This is a genomic window from Novosphingopyxis sp. (assembly GCF_965218915.1).
In the GTDB taxonomy this organism is placed as follows: domain Bacteria; phylum Pseudomonadota; class Alphaproteobacteria; order Sphingomonadales; family Sphingomonadaceae; genus Novosphingopyxis.
On record NZ_OZ244708.1, the window covers coordinates 2,502,085 to 2,517,536 of the forward strand.

Genomic DNA, 15,452 nt, shown 5'->3' on the forward strand with positions numbered 1-15,452 from the left:
GGGGTCGGACTGCATCAGGCCGATGGCGCGGCGCGCTCGGCGATGAACGCCTTCACCGTCGCATAATCGGCGGGCAGCACATCGAAGCGCTCCTCGCGGTCGAACAGATGGCCGACGCGTGATGGCAGAGCGGGCCGCACGCCGGTGGCACGCTCCACCGTCTCGCGGAATTTCGCGGGATGCGCGGTGGCGAGCGTGACGATCGGCACGTTTTCTGGGAGATCGGCGGCGCGCGCGGCGTGGAGCCCGGCGGCGGTGTGCGGATCGATCAGCTCGCCGCAGCGCTCCTGCGCCCAGCGCATGGCGAGCGACATATCGTCGGCATCGGCGCGCGCGGAAGCGAAGAGTGCCGCCCGGTCCAGCATTTCGCGCGCCAGCACCATCTTTCCGCTGCCGTCGAAATCGGCCATGCGCGCGGCGGTTTTCGCGCCGTCGCGGCCCTCCATGTCGAACAGCAGCCGCTCGAAATTGCTCGCCACCTGAATGTCCATCGAAGGCGCGCCCGTCGCCCGCACCTCGCCCTTGGAATAATCGCCTGTCGCGAACGCGCGGTGCATGATGTCGTTGCTGTTGGTGGCGACGATGATGCGTTCGACCGGAAGGCCCATTTGCGCGGCGGCATAGCCCGCGAACGCATCGCCGAAATTGCCCGTAGGCACCGAAAAGGCCACGCGGCGCTGCGGCGCGCCCAATTGCACCGCGGCCCAGACATAATAGACAATCTGCGCCATCAGCCGCGCCCAATTGATCGAATTGACCGCCGAAATCGCGAATTTTTCGCGCATGCTCTCGTCGCCGAAGATGCGCTTCACCATCGCCTGCGCGTCGTCGAAGCTGCCCTCGATCGCGATGTTATGGACGTTGGGCGCGTGGATCGTCGTCATTTGGCGGCGCTGCACGTCGGTGATCCGGCCGTGCGGGTGGAGCATGAATATCTCGATCCGCTCGCGCCCCGCCAGCGCCTGGATCGCCGCCGATCCGGTATCGCCCGAGGTCGCGCCGACAATGGTCAGCGCCTTGCCGCTGCGCGCCAGAAACGTCTCGAACAATCCGCCCAGCATCTGCAGCGCCACGTCCTTGAACGCCAGCGTGGGACCATGGAACAGTTCGAGCAGCCAGTGGCGGCCATCCAGCTGCACCAGCGGCGTGACGGCGGCGTGGGAGAAGCTGTTATAGGCTTCGCTGCACAAAGCGCGCAGTTCGTCCTCACTCAGCGCATCGCCGACGAACGGCGTCATCACCCGCACCGCGGTTTCGGCATAGCCGAGGCCGCGCAGCGCCTCGAAATCGGCGGCGGTCCATTGCGGCCATGCGCGCGGCACATACAGCCCGCCATCCGCGGCGAGGCCCGCCAGCGTCGCCTGTTCGAAATCGAGCGCGGGCGCGCTCCCCCTGGTGCTGATATAATCCATGAGCGCCGGAACTAGCCGCGCGCGCTGTGGGCGGCAAGCGGTCGCATACCGGTAGCGGCCATGACGGCTGCGGGCAACGCACCGGACCGGACGCCCTTGTTGCGAACGAAATGCCTTTGTTGCGATCGGAAGTTCGCAAAGGCCGCGATACGTCCCCCCCTCCTTGCCCCCTCCCCGCACCGCCTTTGATGGAGCGGGGCGGAGACCGCTGCGACGACATGATCCGACGATGACAAAGAGCCGCCGCACTTATACACCCCGACCGGCATGTAGGACAGCGGCTTTTCGAGGGCAGGGATGAAATGCCGCGGTGCCAGGGATCGGGACTCCTTGGACTCTCTTCGGGTCCGGACAGCGATGCCCCTTAAGGCCCTGGATTCCGGATAGCTCGATTTTCCAGCCAAATCATAGATTTGGAGAAAATCGGCTTCCGGAATGACGAGGAAAAGTCAACGGGTCCTAATCCTAGTCGGTCCTTGCCGGACCGGCGACCCCATCCCGCCGCTTGCGGCGTAGCGCGAGCAGGTAGATCACCACCGCGATTCCCGCGAACAGGAACCACTGGATCGCATAGGAAAGATGGTTGTTCGGGATGTCCTCGGCCGAGGGCCTGGTCAGCGGGCGCGTGCCGGGGACAGCGCTTTCGGAGACCAGTTTGATCTCCTTGCCGAACGGCGCGATCGTGCCGTCCACCACCCCGCCCTTCCAGACGGGCGCGTCCGGCCGATCGGTCCAGCCCACCGCGACATTCGCGCCGGGTCCCTCCGCGCCGCCCGTGCGGCACCGCGCGACATGGGCATAGCCCGCCCGGCCGTCCACACTGCGCCCGCTCACCGCCCGCCACCCCGTCACCGTGATGCAGTTGACCGAGGAGCGGCGATAAAGCAGCGGCTTGCCCGGCGGCAGGTTCGCCTGCCAGCTGACCGGCGGCAGATCGGCGGCGGCGGCATATTGCGCGAGGAGCGCCTCCTTTTCGGCTTTCCTCTGAAGCTGCCAGATGCCCAGCCCGATCATCAGCGCCACCGCCGCGCCGACCAGGATCGTCGGGATCACCGGGAATTTCATCCCGCCCGCCCCTCGCCCGCATCGCTCCGATATTCGAGCCACAGCATCGCCGCCTTGCCGCCGCGCAGGCCAAGGATCGTCGCCGCCGTCGCCAGCGGAACCCACAGGATGATATGCACCCAGAAAGGCGGCGAAAAGCTCAGCTGCACGATGATGGCCAGCACCACGAACAGTGTCTCGATCAGCAGAATCAGCGCCGCCGACGCCCCGTCGCCGACATTGAAGCGATCGAAATCGAGGCCGCAATTCGGGCATATTTGGTCAAAGCGCAGCAGCCCGGCGAACAGGGTCTGCGCCCCGCATCGCGGACACAGGCCCTTCAGGCTCGTTTCGATCAGTTCGGGCGGAGCGTCCGCCATCAATCGGGTCGGCTCGCGATCACCCGCCGTAGACGGGCGCGCCCCAGCCGCCCCAGACGTAGATCACGATGAACAGGAACAGCCACACGACATCGACGAAATGCCAGTACCAGGCCGCCGCCTCGAACCCGAAATGCTTCTGCGGCGTGAAGTCGCCCTTGATCGCGCGGACCAGGCAAACGATCAGAAAGATCGTGCCGATCAGGACATGCGCACCGTGGAAGCCGGTCGCCATGAAGAAGCTCGAACCATAGTTCAGCCCGGCGAAATGGAACGGCGCCTCGATATATTCCACTACCTGGAAAGTCGTGAACGCGATACCGAGTATGATCGTAAGACCGAGACCACGGATCAGGCCCTGGCGATCGCCATGGATCAGCGAATGATGCGCCCAGGTGACGGTGGTGCCCGAGCACAGCAGGATCATGGTGTTGAGCAGCGGCAGCTTCATCGGGTCGAGCACCTCGACGCCCTTGGGCGGCCACTGCCCGCCGATCACTTCGGCGGCCGAGGGGAACAGCGAAAAATCGAACCACGCCCAGAACCAGCCGACGAAGAACATCACTTCCGACGCGATGAACAGGATCATGCCGTAACGCAGGTGCAACTGCACCACCGGCGTGTGATCGCCCGCATGGCTTTCCGCGATCACATCGCTCCACCAGGCGAAAAAGGTGTAGAACAGACCGACCACGCCCGCGCCCCAGATCAGCGTGCCATAGGGCATGTCGTGCATCCAGCGCACCAGGCCGAAAAACATGACGAGCGCCGAGACGCTGCCGATCAGCGGATTGATCGACGTCGGCAGAATATGATAATCGTGGTTCTTCGTACCGGACATTCGTGACGTTTCCCTGTGGTCCTCAAGCGCTGCGGCGTATCGCGTGTCGGTCTTAGCCGCCCTGTTTGTCCGGGTCTACCGGGTAGAATGTGTAACTCAGCGTGATTTCCTCGACCGTCCGGGTGTCGGGATCGGTAGCGATCTTCGGATCGACGTAGAAGATCACCGGCATGCGCGCCTGCTCGCCGGGCTGCAGCGTCTGCTGGGTGAAACAGAAGCACTGGATCTTCTTGAAATATTTGCCGGCCTGCTCGGGCGTCACATTGTAGCTCGCGGTGCCGGTGACGGCGTGATCGGATTTGTTCTCGGCAATGAAGATCGCCATGTCGCGCGCGCCAATCGAAACGGTGTCGGTGGGATGCTCGGGCTTGAACGTCCACGGCAGATCGCCGCGATGGTTGGCGTCGAAGCGAATCTGCATCGTCTGGCTGTCGGTCAGTTGCGTGAAATCGAGCTCGCTCGCCTCGGCCCGGGCGACGGTGCCGTTGAGGCCCGTCGCCTGGCAGAAGATACGGTAGAGCGGCACCGCGGCGAATCCCATGCCGACCATGCCCAGCGCCACCGCACCCATCGCCATGCCCACGCGCCGGTTGCGACGCGCGTGCATGTCGCCATGCTTCGGGCCGGTCATAACCAGCCTCCCACCTTCACGACGGTGATGGCGAAGAACAGCACGGCAAGGGCCATCAGCACCACCGCCAGCATATTGGCGCGCGACTGCTGCCTAGCGCGCACATGCTGACTTTCCTCGCGGGTCAGAGCTTCTTCGCGGGTCTGGGTGCGGCGTTCTTGCCCGGTCATGCGAAGATCATCCGGTCAGCCGCCAGCAGCGCGAACAGGATGAAAAGATAGAGGATCGAATAGCCGAACAGCCGCTTCTCCGCGCGCATAGCCGCGCTTTCCTCTGCGGTGTTGCGATAGACCTGCAGCGCCAGGCACAGGAACACCGCGCTCAGCAGCGTCGATCCCGCCAGATAGAGCGGCCCGGCCAGCCCCAGCAGCGTCGGCGCGATCGCCGCGGCGGCCATCGGGAAGCTGTAGAAAAACACCTGTCGGCGCGTGGCCTTGCGGCCTGCGACAACGGGCAACATCGGCACGCCAGCCTCGGCATAGTCGCTCTTCACAAACAGCGCGAGCGACCAGAAATGCGGCGGCGTCCACAAAAAGATGATCGCGAACATGAGCACCGGCAGCAGGGTGATGTCGCCGGTCACCGCGGCCCAGCCGATCACCGGCGGAAACGCCCCCGCCGCGCCGCCGATGACGATATTCTGCGGCGTAGCGCGCTTCAGCCACATGGTGTAGACCACGGCATAGAACGCAATAGAAAAGGCGAGCAGACCGGCGGACAGCCAGTTGACGGCCAGCCCCATGATGGCGACCGAGAAACCGGACAGGATCAATCCGAACTGCAGGGCGGCGTCGCGCCCCATCCGGCCCGCCGGAAGCGGCCGTCCACGGGTGCGTTTCATCTTGGCGTCGAGATCGCTCTCATACCACTGGTTGAGCGCGCCGCTGGCGCCCGCGGCGACGGCGATGCAGAGGATCGCGGTGAAGCCGATCACCGGGTGGATATGGCCTGGCGCGGCGAGCATCCCGCACAGCGCGGTGAACACGACGAGGCTCATCACCCGGGGCTTGGTCAGCGCCCAGAAATCGCGCCAATGCGAAGGCAGCGCGATTTCTCGCGCCGCCACGCCGGTCATGGCAAAGGGTTTTTCGCTTGTGTCCATTGCAAAAAAAACCAATTCCGTTCGTCCTGAGCTTGTCGAAGGACTGTCCTTCTTTTTTGATATCGCTCCGGGGCAGGAGGACAGGGCTTCGACAAGCTCAGCCCGAACGGGTTTTCAGCTCCTTCCCAGCCTCACTTCACGTGCGGCAATGTCTCGAACTGGTGGAACGGCGGCGGGCTGGACAGCGTCCACTCCAGCGTCGTTGCACCCTCGCCCCAGGGATTGCCCTCGGCGCGGCGGCCGGCGACCAGCGAGTAGATGATGTTGAACAGGAAGATCAGCGCACCCACGCCCATGATCACGTAGCCGAACGAGGCGATCTTGTTGAAATAGGCGAACGCCACCGGATAATCCGGAATCCGCCGCGGCATACCCGACTGACCGAGGAAGTGCATCGGGAAGAACAGCACGTTCACGCCGATGAAGAAGATCCAGAAATGGAGCTTGCCGAGAAACTCGTTGTACATCCGTCCGCTCATTTTGGGGAACCAGTAATAGAAGCCGGCGAACAGGCTGAACACCGCGCCGAGCGACAGCACGTAATGGAAATGCGCGACGACATAGTAGGTATCGTGCAGCGCATCGTCGATGCCGCCATTGGCGAGCACCACGCCGGTCACGCCGCCCACGGTGAACATGAAGATGAAGCCCAGCGCCCACAGCATCGGCGTCTTGAAGCTCACCGAGCCGCCCCACATCGTCGCGATCCAGCTGAAGATCTTGATGCCGGTCGGCACCGCGATCACCATCGTCGCGGCGGTGAAGTACATCTTCACGTTCACGCTGAGGCCGGTGGTGAACATATGGTGCGCCCAGACGACGAAGCCGATCACGCCGATCATCACCATGGCATAGGCCATGCCGAGATAACCGAACACCGGCTTGCGGCTGAACGTCGCCACGATCTGGCTGATCATACCGAACCCCGGCAGGATCATGATGTAGACTTCAGGGTGTCCGAAGAACCAGAACAGATGCTGGTAAAGCACCGGGTCGCCGCCGGCAGCCGCATCGAAGAACGCCCCGCCGAAATTGCGGTCGACCAGCAGCATGGTGATCGCCGCCGCGAGCACCGGCAGCGCCAGCAGCAGCAGGAACGCGGTGACCAGCACCGACCATACGAACAGCGGCATCTTGTGCAGCGTCATGCCGGGCGCACGCATGTTGAGGATGGTGGCGATGAAGTTGATCGCGCCGAGGATCGAGGCGGCGCCCGCGAGGTGGAGCGAGAAGATCGCCATGTCGACCGCCGGACCGATCGAGCCGCTCGTCGATAGCGGCGCATAGACCGTCCAGCCGGTGCCAGCGCCGAGCCCCGTGCCGCCGGGCACGAAGCTGGACCCGAGCAACATGACGAAGGCGACCGCGGTCAGCCAGAAGCTGACATTGTTCATGCGCGGGAAGGCCATGTCCGGCGCGCCGATCATCAGCGGGACGAACCAGTTGCCGAAACCGCCGATCATCGCCGGCATGACCATGAAGAACACCATGATCAGGCCGTGGGCGGTGATCAGCACGTTCCACATATGATAGGCCTCGTCGAGGCTCGCGGCGCTGCCGCCCGCCATCGCATTGTGCCAGGTCGCCCAGGTCTGCAAATACTGGATGCCGGGCTCGGCCAGCTCCAGGCGCATCAAACCGGAAATCAAGCCGCCGATCACGCCCGCGGTGATCGCGAAGATCAGATAGAGCGTGCCGATGTCCTTGTGATTGGTCGACATGAACCAGCGGGCGAAAAAGCCCGGCTTGTGGTCCGCATCGTGATGATCATCGGTTTGGGAGAAATCGCCCGGAGTGGCAGCGATGGTGGTCATGGCTTTTGCGGTCCTTACTCGGCTTCGTTCGTCGCAGCGCCAGGCTGCCCGGCTTCCTGCTGGAGCGCCGCCGGATTGCTGGTGGAGACACCGCCTTCTGCGGGCGGGCTGTCGGATTCAGGCGTGGTCGGCTCGGCCGGAGCGTCGCCCGGCATGGTGCCGCCCTGCGCGCGCACCCAGGCGGCGAACCGTGCCGGCGGCAACGCCTCCACGGTGATGGGCATGAAGCCGTGGCGCGCGCCGCACAGCTCGGAACACTGGCCGTAATAGACGCCGGGCTTGGTGATCGTCAGTTGCTTCTCGTTCAGACGGCCCGGAACGGCATCGAGCTTGAACCACAGCGAGGGTACGCCGAAGCTGTGGATCACGTCCGCGCCGGTGGTCTGGATGCGCAGCGGCACGCCCGCGGGCACGACCATGCGGTTGTCGACGGCCAGCTTATAAGGCTCGCCGCGCGCCACGGCCTGATCCTCGGGCAGCATGTTTGAAATGATTTCGAATCCGCCATTGTCGGGATAAGTATAGCCCCAATACCACTGATATCCGGTCGCTTTGACCGTCACCGCGCCCTTGGGTGCGGGATCATATTGCTTGGCCAGAAGATCGATCGAAGGGATCGCGATGCCGACCAGGATCAACGCCGGAACCAGCGTCCAGATCACCTCGATCGCCGTGTTGTGCGTGGTACGCGAAGGCTCGGGATTGGCCGAGCGGCGATAGCGCAGGATCACCCAGAACAGCAGCCCCAGCACCACCAGCGAGATCGCTATGCACAGCGGCAGCAGCACATAGCTGTTGATGTTCTTGGCATATTGCCCGTTCTCGCTGAACTGCTTCTGGAAGTTCACCTCTTCGGGCATCGGCATGCCGATGCCGGGCGTCGGCTTCATCGGCGTGTAGCCGGGCAGCGATCCGTCGGTCGCCTGTTCCGGCGCGGCGGCCTGGGTATCGATCGCACCCTCGGCGGCCTGATCGCCCTGCGGCAGCGGCGCCGCGGTTTCCTTCGGCGCGGCCTCGGCCGGAACGCCGGACGCGGGCGAAACCGTGGCACCGCCAGCGGCGGGCATCAACGCCAGTGCGAAAGCCATCAACAACATCTTTGGCAGCAACGTCTTTGGCAGAAGCGTCTTTGGACTGTTCATTCGGAAAATCCCGGTACCCCGTTTGATTCGATGCCGCAAACCGATGCGCCTGATCAACGCAGTAAACCGTTGACGTAAGCGTAAAGCGGAAGCGGAAGGCAAGCGGCCTATAGCCATGGTTGCATCCCGCCTCAAGCTTATCTAGGCGTTTTTTCATCGTCGTCAAAGGTTCGATTTTCCGCTGAATTCCGCGGATCGTGCCGTTACGAAAACGTCATGAATTTCAGGAGCCGCCCGCTATCATGGACGAAGCAGAGGTTCTCGCCGAATTTCGCGCCTGCGATGCGCTGCTCGAAGGGCATTTCCTGCTATCCTCCGGTCGCCATAGCGCGAGCTACCTGCAATGCGCGCGCGTGCTGATGAATGCCGAGCGGGCCGCGCGGCTCGCCATGGCGACGGTCCAGCGAATCCCGCGCGAGCTTCGCTGGGAGATCGAGACCGTGGTGTCGCCGGCGATGGGCGGGCTGATCATCGGCCATGAAATCGGCCGCGCGCTCGGACGCGATGCGATTTTCCTCGAACGGCCCGAAGGCGTCTTCGAGCTGCGCCGCGGATTCGCGCTGCAACCCGGCGCCAAAGTGCTGATGGTCGAGGATGTGGTGACCACCGGCAAATCCTCGCGCGAGGCGGTCGCGGCGGTCGAGGCCGCGGGCGGCAGGGTGATCGCCGAAGCTTCGCTGGTCGACCGCTCGGGCGGGAGCGCCGATCTCGGCGTGCCGTTCTTCCCGCTGGTCGCGATCAACGTGCCGACCTATGCGCCCGACGAGCTGCCGGCGGAGCTCGCCGCGATCCCCGCGATCAAGCCCGGGAGCCGCAGGCGCTGAGCCGCCACCTGCGCCTGGGGGTCAATATCGACCATGTCGCGACCGTGCGCAACGCGCGCGGCGGCGGGCATCCCGATCCTGTGCGCGCGGCCGAGATCGTCGCGCGCACCGGCGGCGACGGTATCACCGCGCATCTGCGCGAGGACCGCAGGCATATCCGCGACGACGATCTCAAACGCATCCAGGACGCCACCGACCTGCCGCTCAATCTGGAAATGGCCGCGACCGAGGAGATGCTGAAGATCGCGCTGGCTCACCGCCCGCACGCCGCCTGCATCGTCCCCGAAAAGCGCGAGGAGCGCACCACCGAGGGCGGGCTCGACGCGGCGTCGCGGCACAATCACCTCATGAGCTTCGTCGACCGGCTCGGCGAAGCGGGCATCCGCGTCAGCCTGTTCGTCGAGCCCGAAGCGCGCCAGATCGAGGCGGCGATGCGGCTCGGCGCGCCGGTGGTCGAATTCCACACCGGCGCATATGCGCTGGCGGAGGGTGAGGACCGCGCGCGGGAACTTGCGCGTATCGCGGACGCGGCAGCCCTGGCCGCCAAGAACGGCATCGAACCGCATGCCGGCCACGGGCTGACCTATGACAATGTCGCTCCGGTTGCTGCCATCCCGCAACTGGCCGAACTGAATATCGGCCATTATCTGATCGGCGAAGCGATCTTCACCGGCTTGGAGGACGCCGTGCGCCGGATGCGCGAACTGATGGACGAAGCGCGGTGAGCGATATGCATCAATCCTCCCCGCTGGCGTGGAGGTGGCAGCCCGCCAGGGCTGACGGAGGGGGCTCTCCTCACGGAGCCTCGTGCAATGAGGCGCTCTCCCTCCACCACCGCTTCGCGGCGGTCCGCGACCGCGCAAGCGGGGAGGATCTATGATCGTCGGCCTCGGCTCCGACCTGTGCAATATCGAGCGCATCCAGAACTCGCTGGACCGCTTCGGCGAGCGCTTCGAGAACCGCGTATTCACCGAACGCGAACGCGCCAAGGCGCGGCGCCGCCCGTTCACCATCGCCGGCACCTACGCCAAGCGCTTCGCGGCAAAGGAGGCCTTTTCGAAGGCGGTCGGCACCGGTTTCCGCAAAGCCGTGTTCATGCGGGACATCGGCGTGGTCAACAAACCGTCGGGCGCGCCGACGCTGCATCTCGAAGGCGGGGCCAAGGAGGCACTGGACAAATTGATACCCGCGGGCCACGAAGCGCATGTTCATTTGACGCTCACCGACGATCATCCATGGGCGCAGGCATTCGTGATCATCGAGGCGCTGCCGATAACCGGCTGATCCTCGCCAACAACCGATATCATTCCTTCAGAAGGCACATAATTTCTTGTCGGACAAAGCCACAGAAATCGACGCGGCCGCAGACGCAAAGTCCAGGGACGCCAAAGCACCGATCGACTGGTGGGGAGAGATCAAGGGCCTTCTGATCCTAGTGCTGGCGGTGCTCGCCTTCCACACCTTCATCGCCAAGCCGTTCTACATTCCCTCCTCATCGATGATGAACACGCTGCTGGTCGGCGACCGGCTGATCGTGTCCAAATTTCCTTATGGCTACAGCTGGGTCTCGCCCTCCTTCCGCGTGCTGCCGCCGATGAAGGGACGCCTGTTCGGCAGTCTGCCGACGCGCGGCGACGTCGTTATCCTGAACCCTCCCGGCGACCGCAAGGAGGACTGGATCAAACGCGTGATCGGCCTGCCGGGCGACATCATCGAGGTGCGCGAGGGTCAGATCATCCTCAACGGCGCACCCGTGCCGCAGGAATCGGTCGCCGCCGATCCGATCCCGGTGGACGACAACAATCCCTGTACCGAGCAGGAATTCCCCGGGGCGCGCCAGCCCGGACCGGACGGCCGGATGCTGTGCTATGTCAACACGGTGCGCGAGACGCTGCCCAATGGCGTCAGCTACGATATTCTCGATGCGCGCCGTCAGCGCACCGACAATGTCGCACCGGTGGTGATCCCGCAGGACCATGTCTATCTGATGGGCGACAATCGCGACAACAGCGCGGACAGCCGCGTATCGCTACCTGAAGGCCTGGGCGGCCCGGTGCCGATCGAAAATATCGGCGGACGCGCGGAGTTCATCACCTTTTCATTGGACGGCAGCGAGACCTGGAACCCGCTGACATGGTGGCCCTCGCTGCGTGACGGCCGCGCATGGCGTAGCCTGCATCCCCAGAAAGCGCCGGTTCCCGCCACCCAGGAACCACAGGGTTGAGCGAGCCCGAGGAGGTCGATCCGCATATCGAAGCGGTCGGCCCGACCGAGCTTTACGATCCCGTCCTGCGCACCGAATTCAAGCGCGCGCTGGTGTGGCTCGGCACGGCCGTGGCGATCGCGCTGGTCGCCTATCTCGCCCAGCCGATTCTGCTGATCGTCGGCGGCATCGTGGTTGCCGCGATGCTCGACGGCGGCACGCGGCTGCTCGGACGCGTGCTTCCATTGCCGCGGGGGTTGCGGCTTGCGATCGTCGTGCTGGTGGCCGCGGCGTTCATATTGTGGACCGTGTTCCGGATGGGTTCCGAGCTGACCGCTCAGGCCAGTTCGCTGCAGGACGTGATGCTGGCGCAGATCGACGCCGCCGGCACCTATGCCCGCTCGCTGGGTTTCGCTTTTTCGCCGGGCGACCTGATGGGCTTCGCCAACCAGGCGTTCAGCTCGATCGGCCGGGTCACCGCGGCGGTCACCAGCTTCGTCGGCGCGGTTGCCGGGATCGCGATGATGCTCGTGCTGGCGATCTTCTTCGCCGCCGAGCCGAGGCTGTACGAGCACGGCCTCGCCTGGCTCCTCCCGATGGCCGAGCGCGAGCATTTCTACGGCACGATGAAAAGGATCGGCTGGACGCTGCGCCGCCTGATGGCCGGGCGCCTGATCGGCATGGCGGTGGAAGGCGTCGGCACCTGGATATTGCTGTGGATGGGCGGCGTGCCGATGGCCGCGCTGCTCGGCATTCTTACCGGCCTCCTCGCCTTTCTGCCCAATATCGGCGCGATCATTTCCGGCGCGCTGATCATCCTCGTCGGCTTCTCGACTAGCACCGAGGTCGGGCTCTACGCGCTGCTCGTCTATCTGATCGTGCAGGGTATCGACGGGTATGTCATCGTGCCGATGGTGGCGAAGCGCGCGGTCGACCTGGCGCCCGCGCTGGTTCTGGGCGCGCAGATCCTGTTCGGCGCGCTGTTCGGGGTGCTCGGGCTCGCGCTGGCCGACCCGATCGTGGCGATGCTGAAAGTGTTTCTCGAGCGCCGGTCGAGCCGCGCCAAGCAACGCGCGGCCGAGCGGTCGGCGGCGATCCGGCGGAGAAAGAAACGCCAGGCCGCGCAGCAAGCCTCCGCTTCGAACCGCGACGCTGGCGAGGCGGCCCCCTCCCCGGCGGCTTGAGTGCGGCTTGCCTCCGAGCTACCGCGAACCCGCCATGCATATCCTCACCGCCCATTACGGACGTCATCGCGGCGGTTCCGAACGCGCGCTCGAACGGCTGATCGCCGCGTGGCGCGTGCTGGGGCATGAGGTCCGCTGCATCGTGGAGCCGCGCGCGGGGGCCGCCGCGCTGGCGAACGCATTGCAGCAGGAAGCGGCGGCGTTCCCCCCCGACATCCTGTTCGCGGGAGGACAGACCTATGCCCCGCCCTTCGCGCTGCTGCGCCGCGACCGGGGCATGCGCCGCCTGCCCTTCGCGATGAAGCTCTCCAACGCCCCGCTGCATCCGGGCAGGGCCCTGGTGACGCGCGCCTCGCAAGCCTGGCTGCGGCTGCAAGCGCGCTGGACCGGCCGCTTCGTCGCGCCGGACGACGCCAGCGCCCGGCTGCTGCGCGCTATCGGCATCGCGGAGGCGCAGATCGCCGCCATCGCCAATCCGGCGGCGGACGAAAGCCATTTGCGGCGACTGCACGAGCAAGGCTCGCGGCGGACGGACGGCGAAGCGCTGCGCCTGCTCACCATGGGCCGCCTCGCGTCGCAGAAGAACATCGCGCTTATGATCGAGGCCTTTGCCCGCATTGCCCGGCCGGGCGACCGGCTGACCGTCGTCGGCGACGGGCCGCTGCGCGCCGCGCTCGAAGCGCGCACCGCGCGCCACGCGGCCGATATCCGGTTTCCGGGTCATATCGACGATCCGGCTCCGCAATTCGCCGAGGCCAATGGTTTCGCGCTGGCATCCGATTTCGAGGGCCTGCCCGCGGTGCTGGTCGAGGCGCTTGCCGCGGGGCTGCCGATCGCGGCGACCGCCAGCGCGCCCGGACTCGCCGATCTGCTCGGTCCGCACGCCACGCTGGTGCCGGTACGCGATGCCGCCGCGCTCGCCCGCGCGCTCAATGGCCTGCGCCATGCCAGCCCCGATCGCGGCGCCATGCTCGAGCGGGCGTTGCGGTTCACCGCCGAGCGCAGCGCGCCCGAATATATCGCCCTGTTCGAACGCATGATCGTCCGGTGAGCGCCGCCGACGACCCCGTCGATCCGCCGGTCCCCGGGCCGATCGCGGCCGAATCCCCGCCGCGCTGGCAGCGGTGGCTCTCGCTGCTGTTCTCGCTCGCGCTGCTCGGCGTGGTCGTCTGGCAGCTGGCCGAAGGCGGGCTCGACAAGATCCCCGATGCGCTGCCCCGCAACGCGCCGTTCTACATCGCGATCGCGCTGAGCTATTTCGCCCTGCCCGCGTTCGACTGGATCATCTTCCGCCGGCTGTGGCGGCTGCCCGCTTCGGGCTTCCTCGCGCTCGTGAAGAAGCGCGTCGCCAACGACGTGCTCGTCAACTATTCGGGCGAGGCCTATTTCTATCTCTACGCCAAGCGCCACGCGCAGCTCACCGACGCCCCGTTCGGCGCGATCAAGGATGTCAACATCCTGTCCGCGCTCGCCGGCAACCTGCTCACCATGATCCTGATCCTGGCCGCCTGGCCGATGCTGGGCCGGCTGGCGCTGACGGTTTCGCCGGACCTCCTCTTGGGTTCGGGCGCGATCGTCGTGGCCGTCAGCCTGGCGCTGATCCTGCTCGGCAAACGCCTGTTCACGCTGCCACGGCGCTGGCTGTACGAAATCTTCGGCTGGCATTTTCTGCGCATCCTCTCGTCGAGCGCGCTGCTCGCGCTGGCGTGGTATTTCGCCTTGCCAGACGTCGGACTGAATTACTGGCTGCTGTTCGCGGCGCTGCGCCTGCTGATCGGACGGCTGCCGCTGGTGCCCTCGACCGAGCTGCTGTTCGCCGCCGCCGCGGTGGTCGTCGCTCCGCCCGGCGGCGACATCGCGCCGGTGCTGGCGATGAGCGCGGGGCTCTATCTCGCCGCCAACCTCGTCCTCGGGCTCGTGCTGTCGGGATCGGACGTCTTCGTCAGATCGCGGACGACGGACGAACAGTTCCGATCGTAAGGTGACAGAAGTGACGGCACGTCCGGCGGAAATTCGGCTGGGCCGTGGCCAAGCAGCGACGAACGGAGCGATCAGGGCGCGGAAGACAAGAAGAATCACGCGTGTCATGGTCTGGAACATAGCATGAACATGACGCCATTGACAGCATTTTACATAGAGCTATTCAAAAGTCGTGCTGGGTGGATGGCTCGAATGCGATCGATAAGCCGCCGCCTCGATTCAACCTCCCGTCGCTCCCGCGCAGGCCGGAGCCCATCCCAACTGGCGGCATAGCTCGAACGGTAAACGGGATAGGCTCCTGCCTTCGCAGGAGCGACGCTGAATCCGGGTCCGCGCCTCCGCCATCACCCGCTAGGCCGCGCGCGTCCGGACTTCCGCGAAGCCCGCCAGTTCGGACGCCACGTCCGGATCGCAGTCCCTGGTCAGGCGGCGGACGCTGCCGGCGAGGGTTTCGCCCGGCTCGGTACGGTGGCCGGCCATCGACCACTCGGCGAATTGGCGGCGCGCCGTCTGCCGTTCGCTCAGCACGACCAGCGCATAATGACGCTCGTCGGCCCGAATGCGGGCGATCGCATCGCGCACGCTTCCCTCTTCGCCTTCGAGATATTGCAGGAAGCGCTTGCCATCGTAGATCAGCAATCCGGTCAGGCCCTGGACGCGGTTGTTCCGCCGCGAGGTTGCGAGGATTTCCTCGATGACGTCATCGCTTTGGGGTTTCCGTGTGCTGCTGACGTAAATGGTACGAAAAACCATGATCGAGACTCCACTGCTGCTGATATTCCAGATAATGAAAGGGCGTTTACAATCGCTTACCGCTCCGGCTTCGGATTGAGCTTTTGACAGTCCATTCGCCATCCGCTCTAAGCCGGGTTTCATTCCCCCATCGAAATGGCCC

The 15,452-nt window shown here is 65.2% G+C and carries 17 protein-coding genes; 7 read left to right on the plus strand and 10 right to left on the minus strand.

The window, feature by feature from the left end:
* Nucleotides 1–14: 14 nt before the first annotated feature.
* The 9 genes from thrC to coxB form a co-directional block, all read right to left on the minus strand.
* Entirely contained in the window at nucleotides 15–1,412 is a 1,398-nt protein-coding gene (gene thrC, locus ACOQPC_RS11785; RefSeq protein ID WP_420605920.1) for a threonine synthase, read from the minus strand.
* 465 nt (nucleotides 1,413–1,877) lie between these two features.
* Nucleotides 1,878–2,477, minus strand: coding sequence for an SURF1 family cytochrome oxidase biogenesis protein (locus ACOQPC_RS11790; protein ID WP_420605921.1), 600 nt, complete (start codon nucleotides 2,475–2,477; stop codon nucleotides 1,878–1,880).
* Nucleotides 2,474–2,836, minus strand: coding sequence for a DUF983 domain-containing protein (locus ACOQPC_RS11795; RefSeq protein ID WP_420605922.1), 363 nt, complete (start codon nucleotides 2,834–2,836; stop codon nucleotides 2,474–2,476). The genes ACOQPC_RS11790 and ACOQPC_RS11795 overlap by 4 nt, the downstream gene beginning before the upstream one ends.
* 19 nt (nucleotides 2,837–2,855) lie before the next feature.
* The gene (locus ACOQPC_RS11800; protein WP_420605923.1) at nucleotides 2,856–3,677 is read right to left on the minus strand and encodes a cytochrome c oxidase subunit 3; all 822 of its coding nucleotides are present in this window, start codon (nucleotides 3,675–3,677) and stop codon (nucleotides 2,856–2,858) included.
* A gap of 52 nt (nucleotides 3,678–3,729) precedes the next feature.
* Nucleotides 3,730–4,308 (minus strand): cytochrome c oxidase assembly protein, encoded by a 579-nt coding sequence (locus ACOQPC_RS11805; protein WP_420605924.1) that lies wholly within the window; start codon nucleotides 4,306–4,308, stop codon nucleotides 3,730–3,732.
* The gene (locus ACOQPC_RS11810) at nucleotides 4,305–4,478 is read right to left on the minus strand and encodes a hypothetical protein (RefSeq protein WP_420605925.1); all 174 of its coding nucleotides are present in this window, start codon (nucleotides 4,476–4,478) and stop codon (nucleotides 4,305–4,307) included. The genes ACOQPC_RS11805 and ACOQPC_RS11810 overlap by 4 nt, the downstream gene beginning before the upstream one ends.
* Nucleotides 4,475–5,383, minus strand: a complete 909-nt coding sequence (gene cyoE, locus ACOQPC_RS11815) for a heme o synthase (protein ID WP_420605926.1) — start codon at nucleotides 5,381–5,383, stop codon at nucleotides 4,475–4,477. The genes ACOQPC_RS11810 and cyoE overlap by 4 nt, the downstream gene beginning before the upstream one ends.
* Before the next feature lie 158 nt (nucleotides 5,384–5,541).
* Nucleotides 5,542–7,224: a cytochrome c oxidase subunit I gene (gene ctaD / locus ACOQPC_RS11820; protein ID WP_420605927.1), complete on the minus strand. Its 1,683-nt coding sequence runs from the start codon at nucleotides 7,222–7,224 to the stop codon at nucleotides 5,542–5,544.
* Between the two features lie 14 nt (nucleotides 7,225–7,238).
* Nucleotides 7,239–8,312, minus strand: coding sequence for a cytochrome c oxidase subunit II (gene coxB / locus ACOQPC_RS11825; protein ID WP_420605928.1), 1,074 nt, complete (start codon nucleotides 8,310–8,312; stop codon nucleotides 7,239–7,241).
* A gap of 296 nt (nucleotides 8,313–8,608) precedes the next feature.
* Between coxB and pyrE the strand changes: the two genes are divergently transcribed.
* The 7 genes from pyrE (at nucleotide 8,609) to ACOQPC_RS11860 (ending at nucleotide 14,557) form a co-directional block, all read left to right on the plus strand.
* Complete coding sequence (gene pyrE, locus ACOQPC_RS11830) at nucleotides 8,609–9,190, plus strand: orotate phosphoribosyltransferase (RefSeq protein ID WP_420605929.1); 582 nt, start codon at nucleotides 8,609–8,611, stop codon at nucleotides 9,188–9,190.
* The gene (locus ACOQPC_RS11835) at nucleotides 9,187–9,915 is read left to right on the plus strand and encodes a pyridoxine 5'-phosphate synthase (protein ID WP_420608132.1); all 729 of its coding nucleotides are present in this window, start codon (nucleotides 9,187–9,189) and stop codon (nucleotides 9,913–9,915) included. The genes pyrE and ACOQPC_RS11835 overlap by 4 nt, the downstream gene beginning before the upstream one ends.
* Before the next feature lie 151 nt (nucleotides 9,916–10,066).
* Nucleotides 10,067–10,474 carry a holo-ACP synthase gene (gene acpS / locus ACOQPC_RS11840; RefSeq protein ID WP_420605930.1) on the plus strand — a complete coding sequence of 136 codons (408 nt, stop codon included), beginning with the start codon at nucleotides 10,067–10,069 and terminating at the stop codon, nucleotides 10,472–10,474.
* A gap of 46 nt (nucleotides 10,475–10,520) precedes the next feature.
* Nucleotides 10,521–11,414, plus strand: a complete 894-nt coding sequence (gene lepB, locus ACOQPC_RS11845) for a signal peptidase I (protein WP_420605931.1) — start codon at nucleotides 10,521–10,523, stop codon at nucleotides 11,412–11,414.
* The gene (locus ACOQPC_RS11850; RefSeq protein WP_420605932.1) at nucleotides 11,411–12,577 is read left to right on the plus strand and encodes an AI-2E family transporter; all 1,167 of its coding nucleotides are present in this window, start codon (nucleotides 11,411–11,413) and stop codon (nucleotides 12,575–12,577) included. Before lepB ends, ACOQPC_RS11850 begins: the two co-directional genes overlap by 4 nt.
* 34 nt (nucleotides 12,578–12,611) lie before the next feature.
* Nucleotides 12,612–13,628, plus strand: a complete 1,017-nt coding sequence (locus tag ACOQPC_RS11855) for a glycosyltransferase (protein ID WP_420605933.1) — start codon at nucleotides 12,612–12,614, stop codon at nucleotides 13,626–13,628.
* Nucleotides 13,625–14,557: a hypothetical protein gene (locus tag ACOQPC_RS11860; RefSeq protein WP_420605934.1), complete on the plus strand. Its 933-nt coding sequence runs from the start codon at nucleotides 13,625–13,627 to the stop codon at nucleotides 14,555–14,557. Before ACOQPC_RS11855 ends, ACOQPC_RS11860 begins: the two co-directional genes overlap by 4 nt.
* Nucleotides 14,558–14,908: 351 nt before the next feature.
* Here ACOQPC_RS11860 and ACOQPC_RS11865 read toward each other — a convergent pair whose 3' ends face one another.
* Nucleotides 14,909–15,310, minus strand: coding sequence for a BLUF domain-containing protein (locus tag ACOQPC_RS11865; protein WP_420605935.1), 402 nt, complete (start codon nucleotides 15,308–15,310; stop codon nucleotides 14,909–14,911).
* Between the last annotated feature and the right edge of the window lie 142 nt (nucleotides 15,311–15,452).

What these genes read in the sequence shown, in the direction of transcription:
- thrC (WP_420605920.1), bottom strand. Translation starts at nt 1,412, where the DNA reads ATGGATTATATCAGCACCAGGGGGAGCGCGCCCGCGCTCGATTTCGAA.
- ACOQPC_RS11790 (WP_420605921.1), bottom strand. Translation starts at nt 2,477, where the DNA reads ATGAAATTCCCGGTGATCCCGACGATCCTGGTCGGCGCGGCGGTGGCG.
- ACOQPC_RS11795 (WP_420605922.1), bottom strand. Translation starts at nt 2,836, where the DNA reads ATGGCGGACGCTCCGCCCGAACTGATCGAAACGAGCCTGAAGGGCCTG.
- ACOQPC_RS11800 (WP_420605923.1), bottom strand. Translation starts at nt 3,677, where the DNA reads ATGTCCGGTACGAAGAACCACGATTATCATATTCTGCCGACGTCGATC.
- ACOQPC_RS11805 (WP_420605924.1), bottom strand. Translation starts at nt 4,308, where the DNA reads ATGACCGGCCCGAAGCATGGCGACATGCACGCGCGTCGCAACCGGCGC.
- ACOQPC_RS11810 (WP_420605925.1), bottom strand. Translation starts at nt 4,478, where the DNA reads ATGACCGGGCAAGAACGCCGCACCCAGACCCGCGAAGAAGCTCTGACC.
- cyoE (WP_420605926.1), bottom strand. Translation starts at nt 5,383, where the DNA reads ATGACCGGCGTGGCGGCGCGAGAAATCGCGCTGCCTTCGCATTGGCGC.
- ctaD (WP_420605927.1), bottom strand. Translation starts at nt 7,224, where the DNA reads ATGACCACCATCGCTGCCACTCCGGGCGATTTCTCCCAAACCGATGAT.
- coxB (WP_420605928.1), bottom strand. Translation starts at nt 8,312, where the DNA reads ATGGCTTTCGCACTGGCGTTGATGCCCGCCGCTGGCGGTGCCACGGTT.
- pyrE (WP_420605929.1), top strand. Translation starts at nt 8,609, where the DNA reads ATGGACGAAGCAGAGGTTCTCGCCGAATTTCGCGCCTGCGATGCGCTG.
- acpS (WP_420605930.1), top strand. Translation starts at nt 10,067, where the DNA reads ATGATCGTCGGCCTCGGCTCCGACCTGTGCAATATCGAGCGCATCCAG.
- ACOQPC_RS11855 (WP_420605933.1), top strand. Translation starts at nt 12,612, where the DNA reads ATGCATATCCTCACCGCCCATTACGGACGTCATCGCGGCGGTTCCGAA.
- ACOQPC_RS11865 (WP_420605935.1), bottom strand. Translation starts at nt 15,310, where the DNA reads ATGGTTTTTCGTACCATTTACGTCAGCAGCACACGGAAACCCCAAAGC.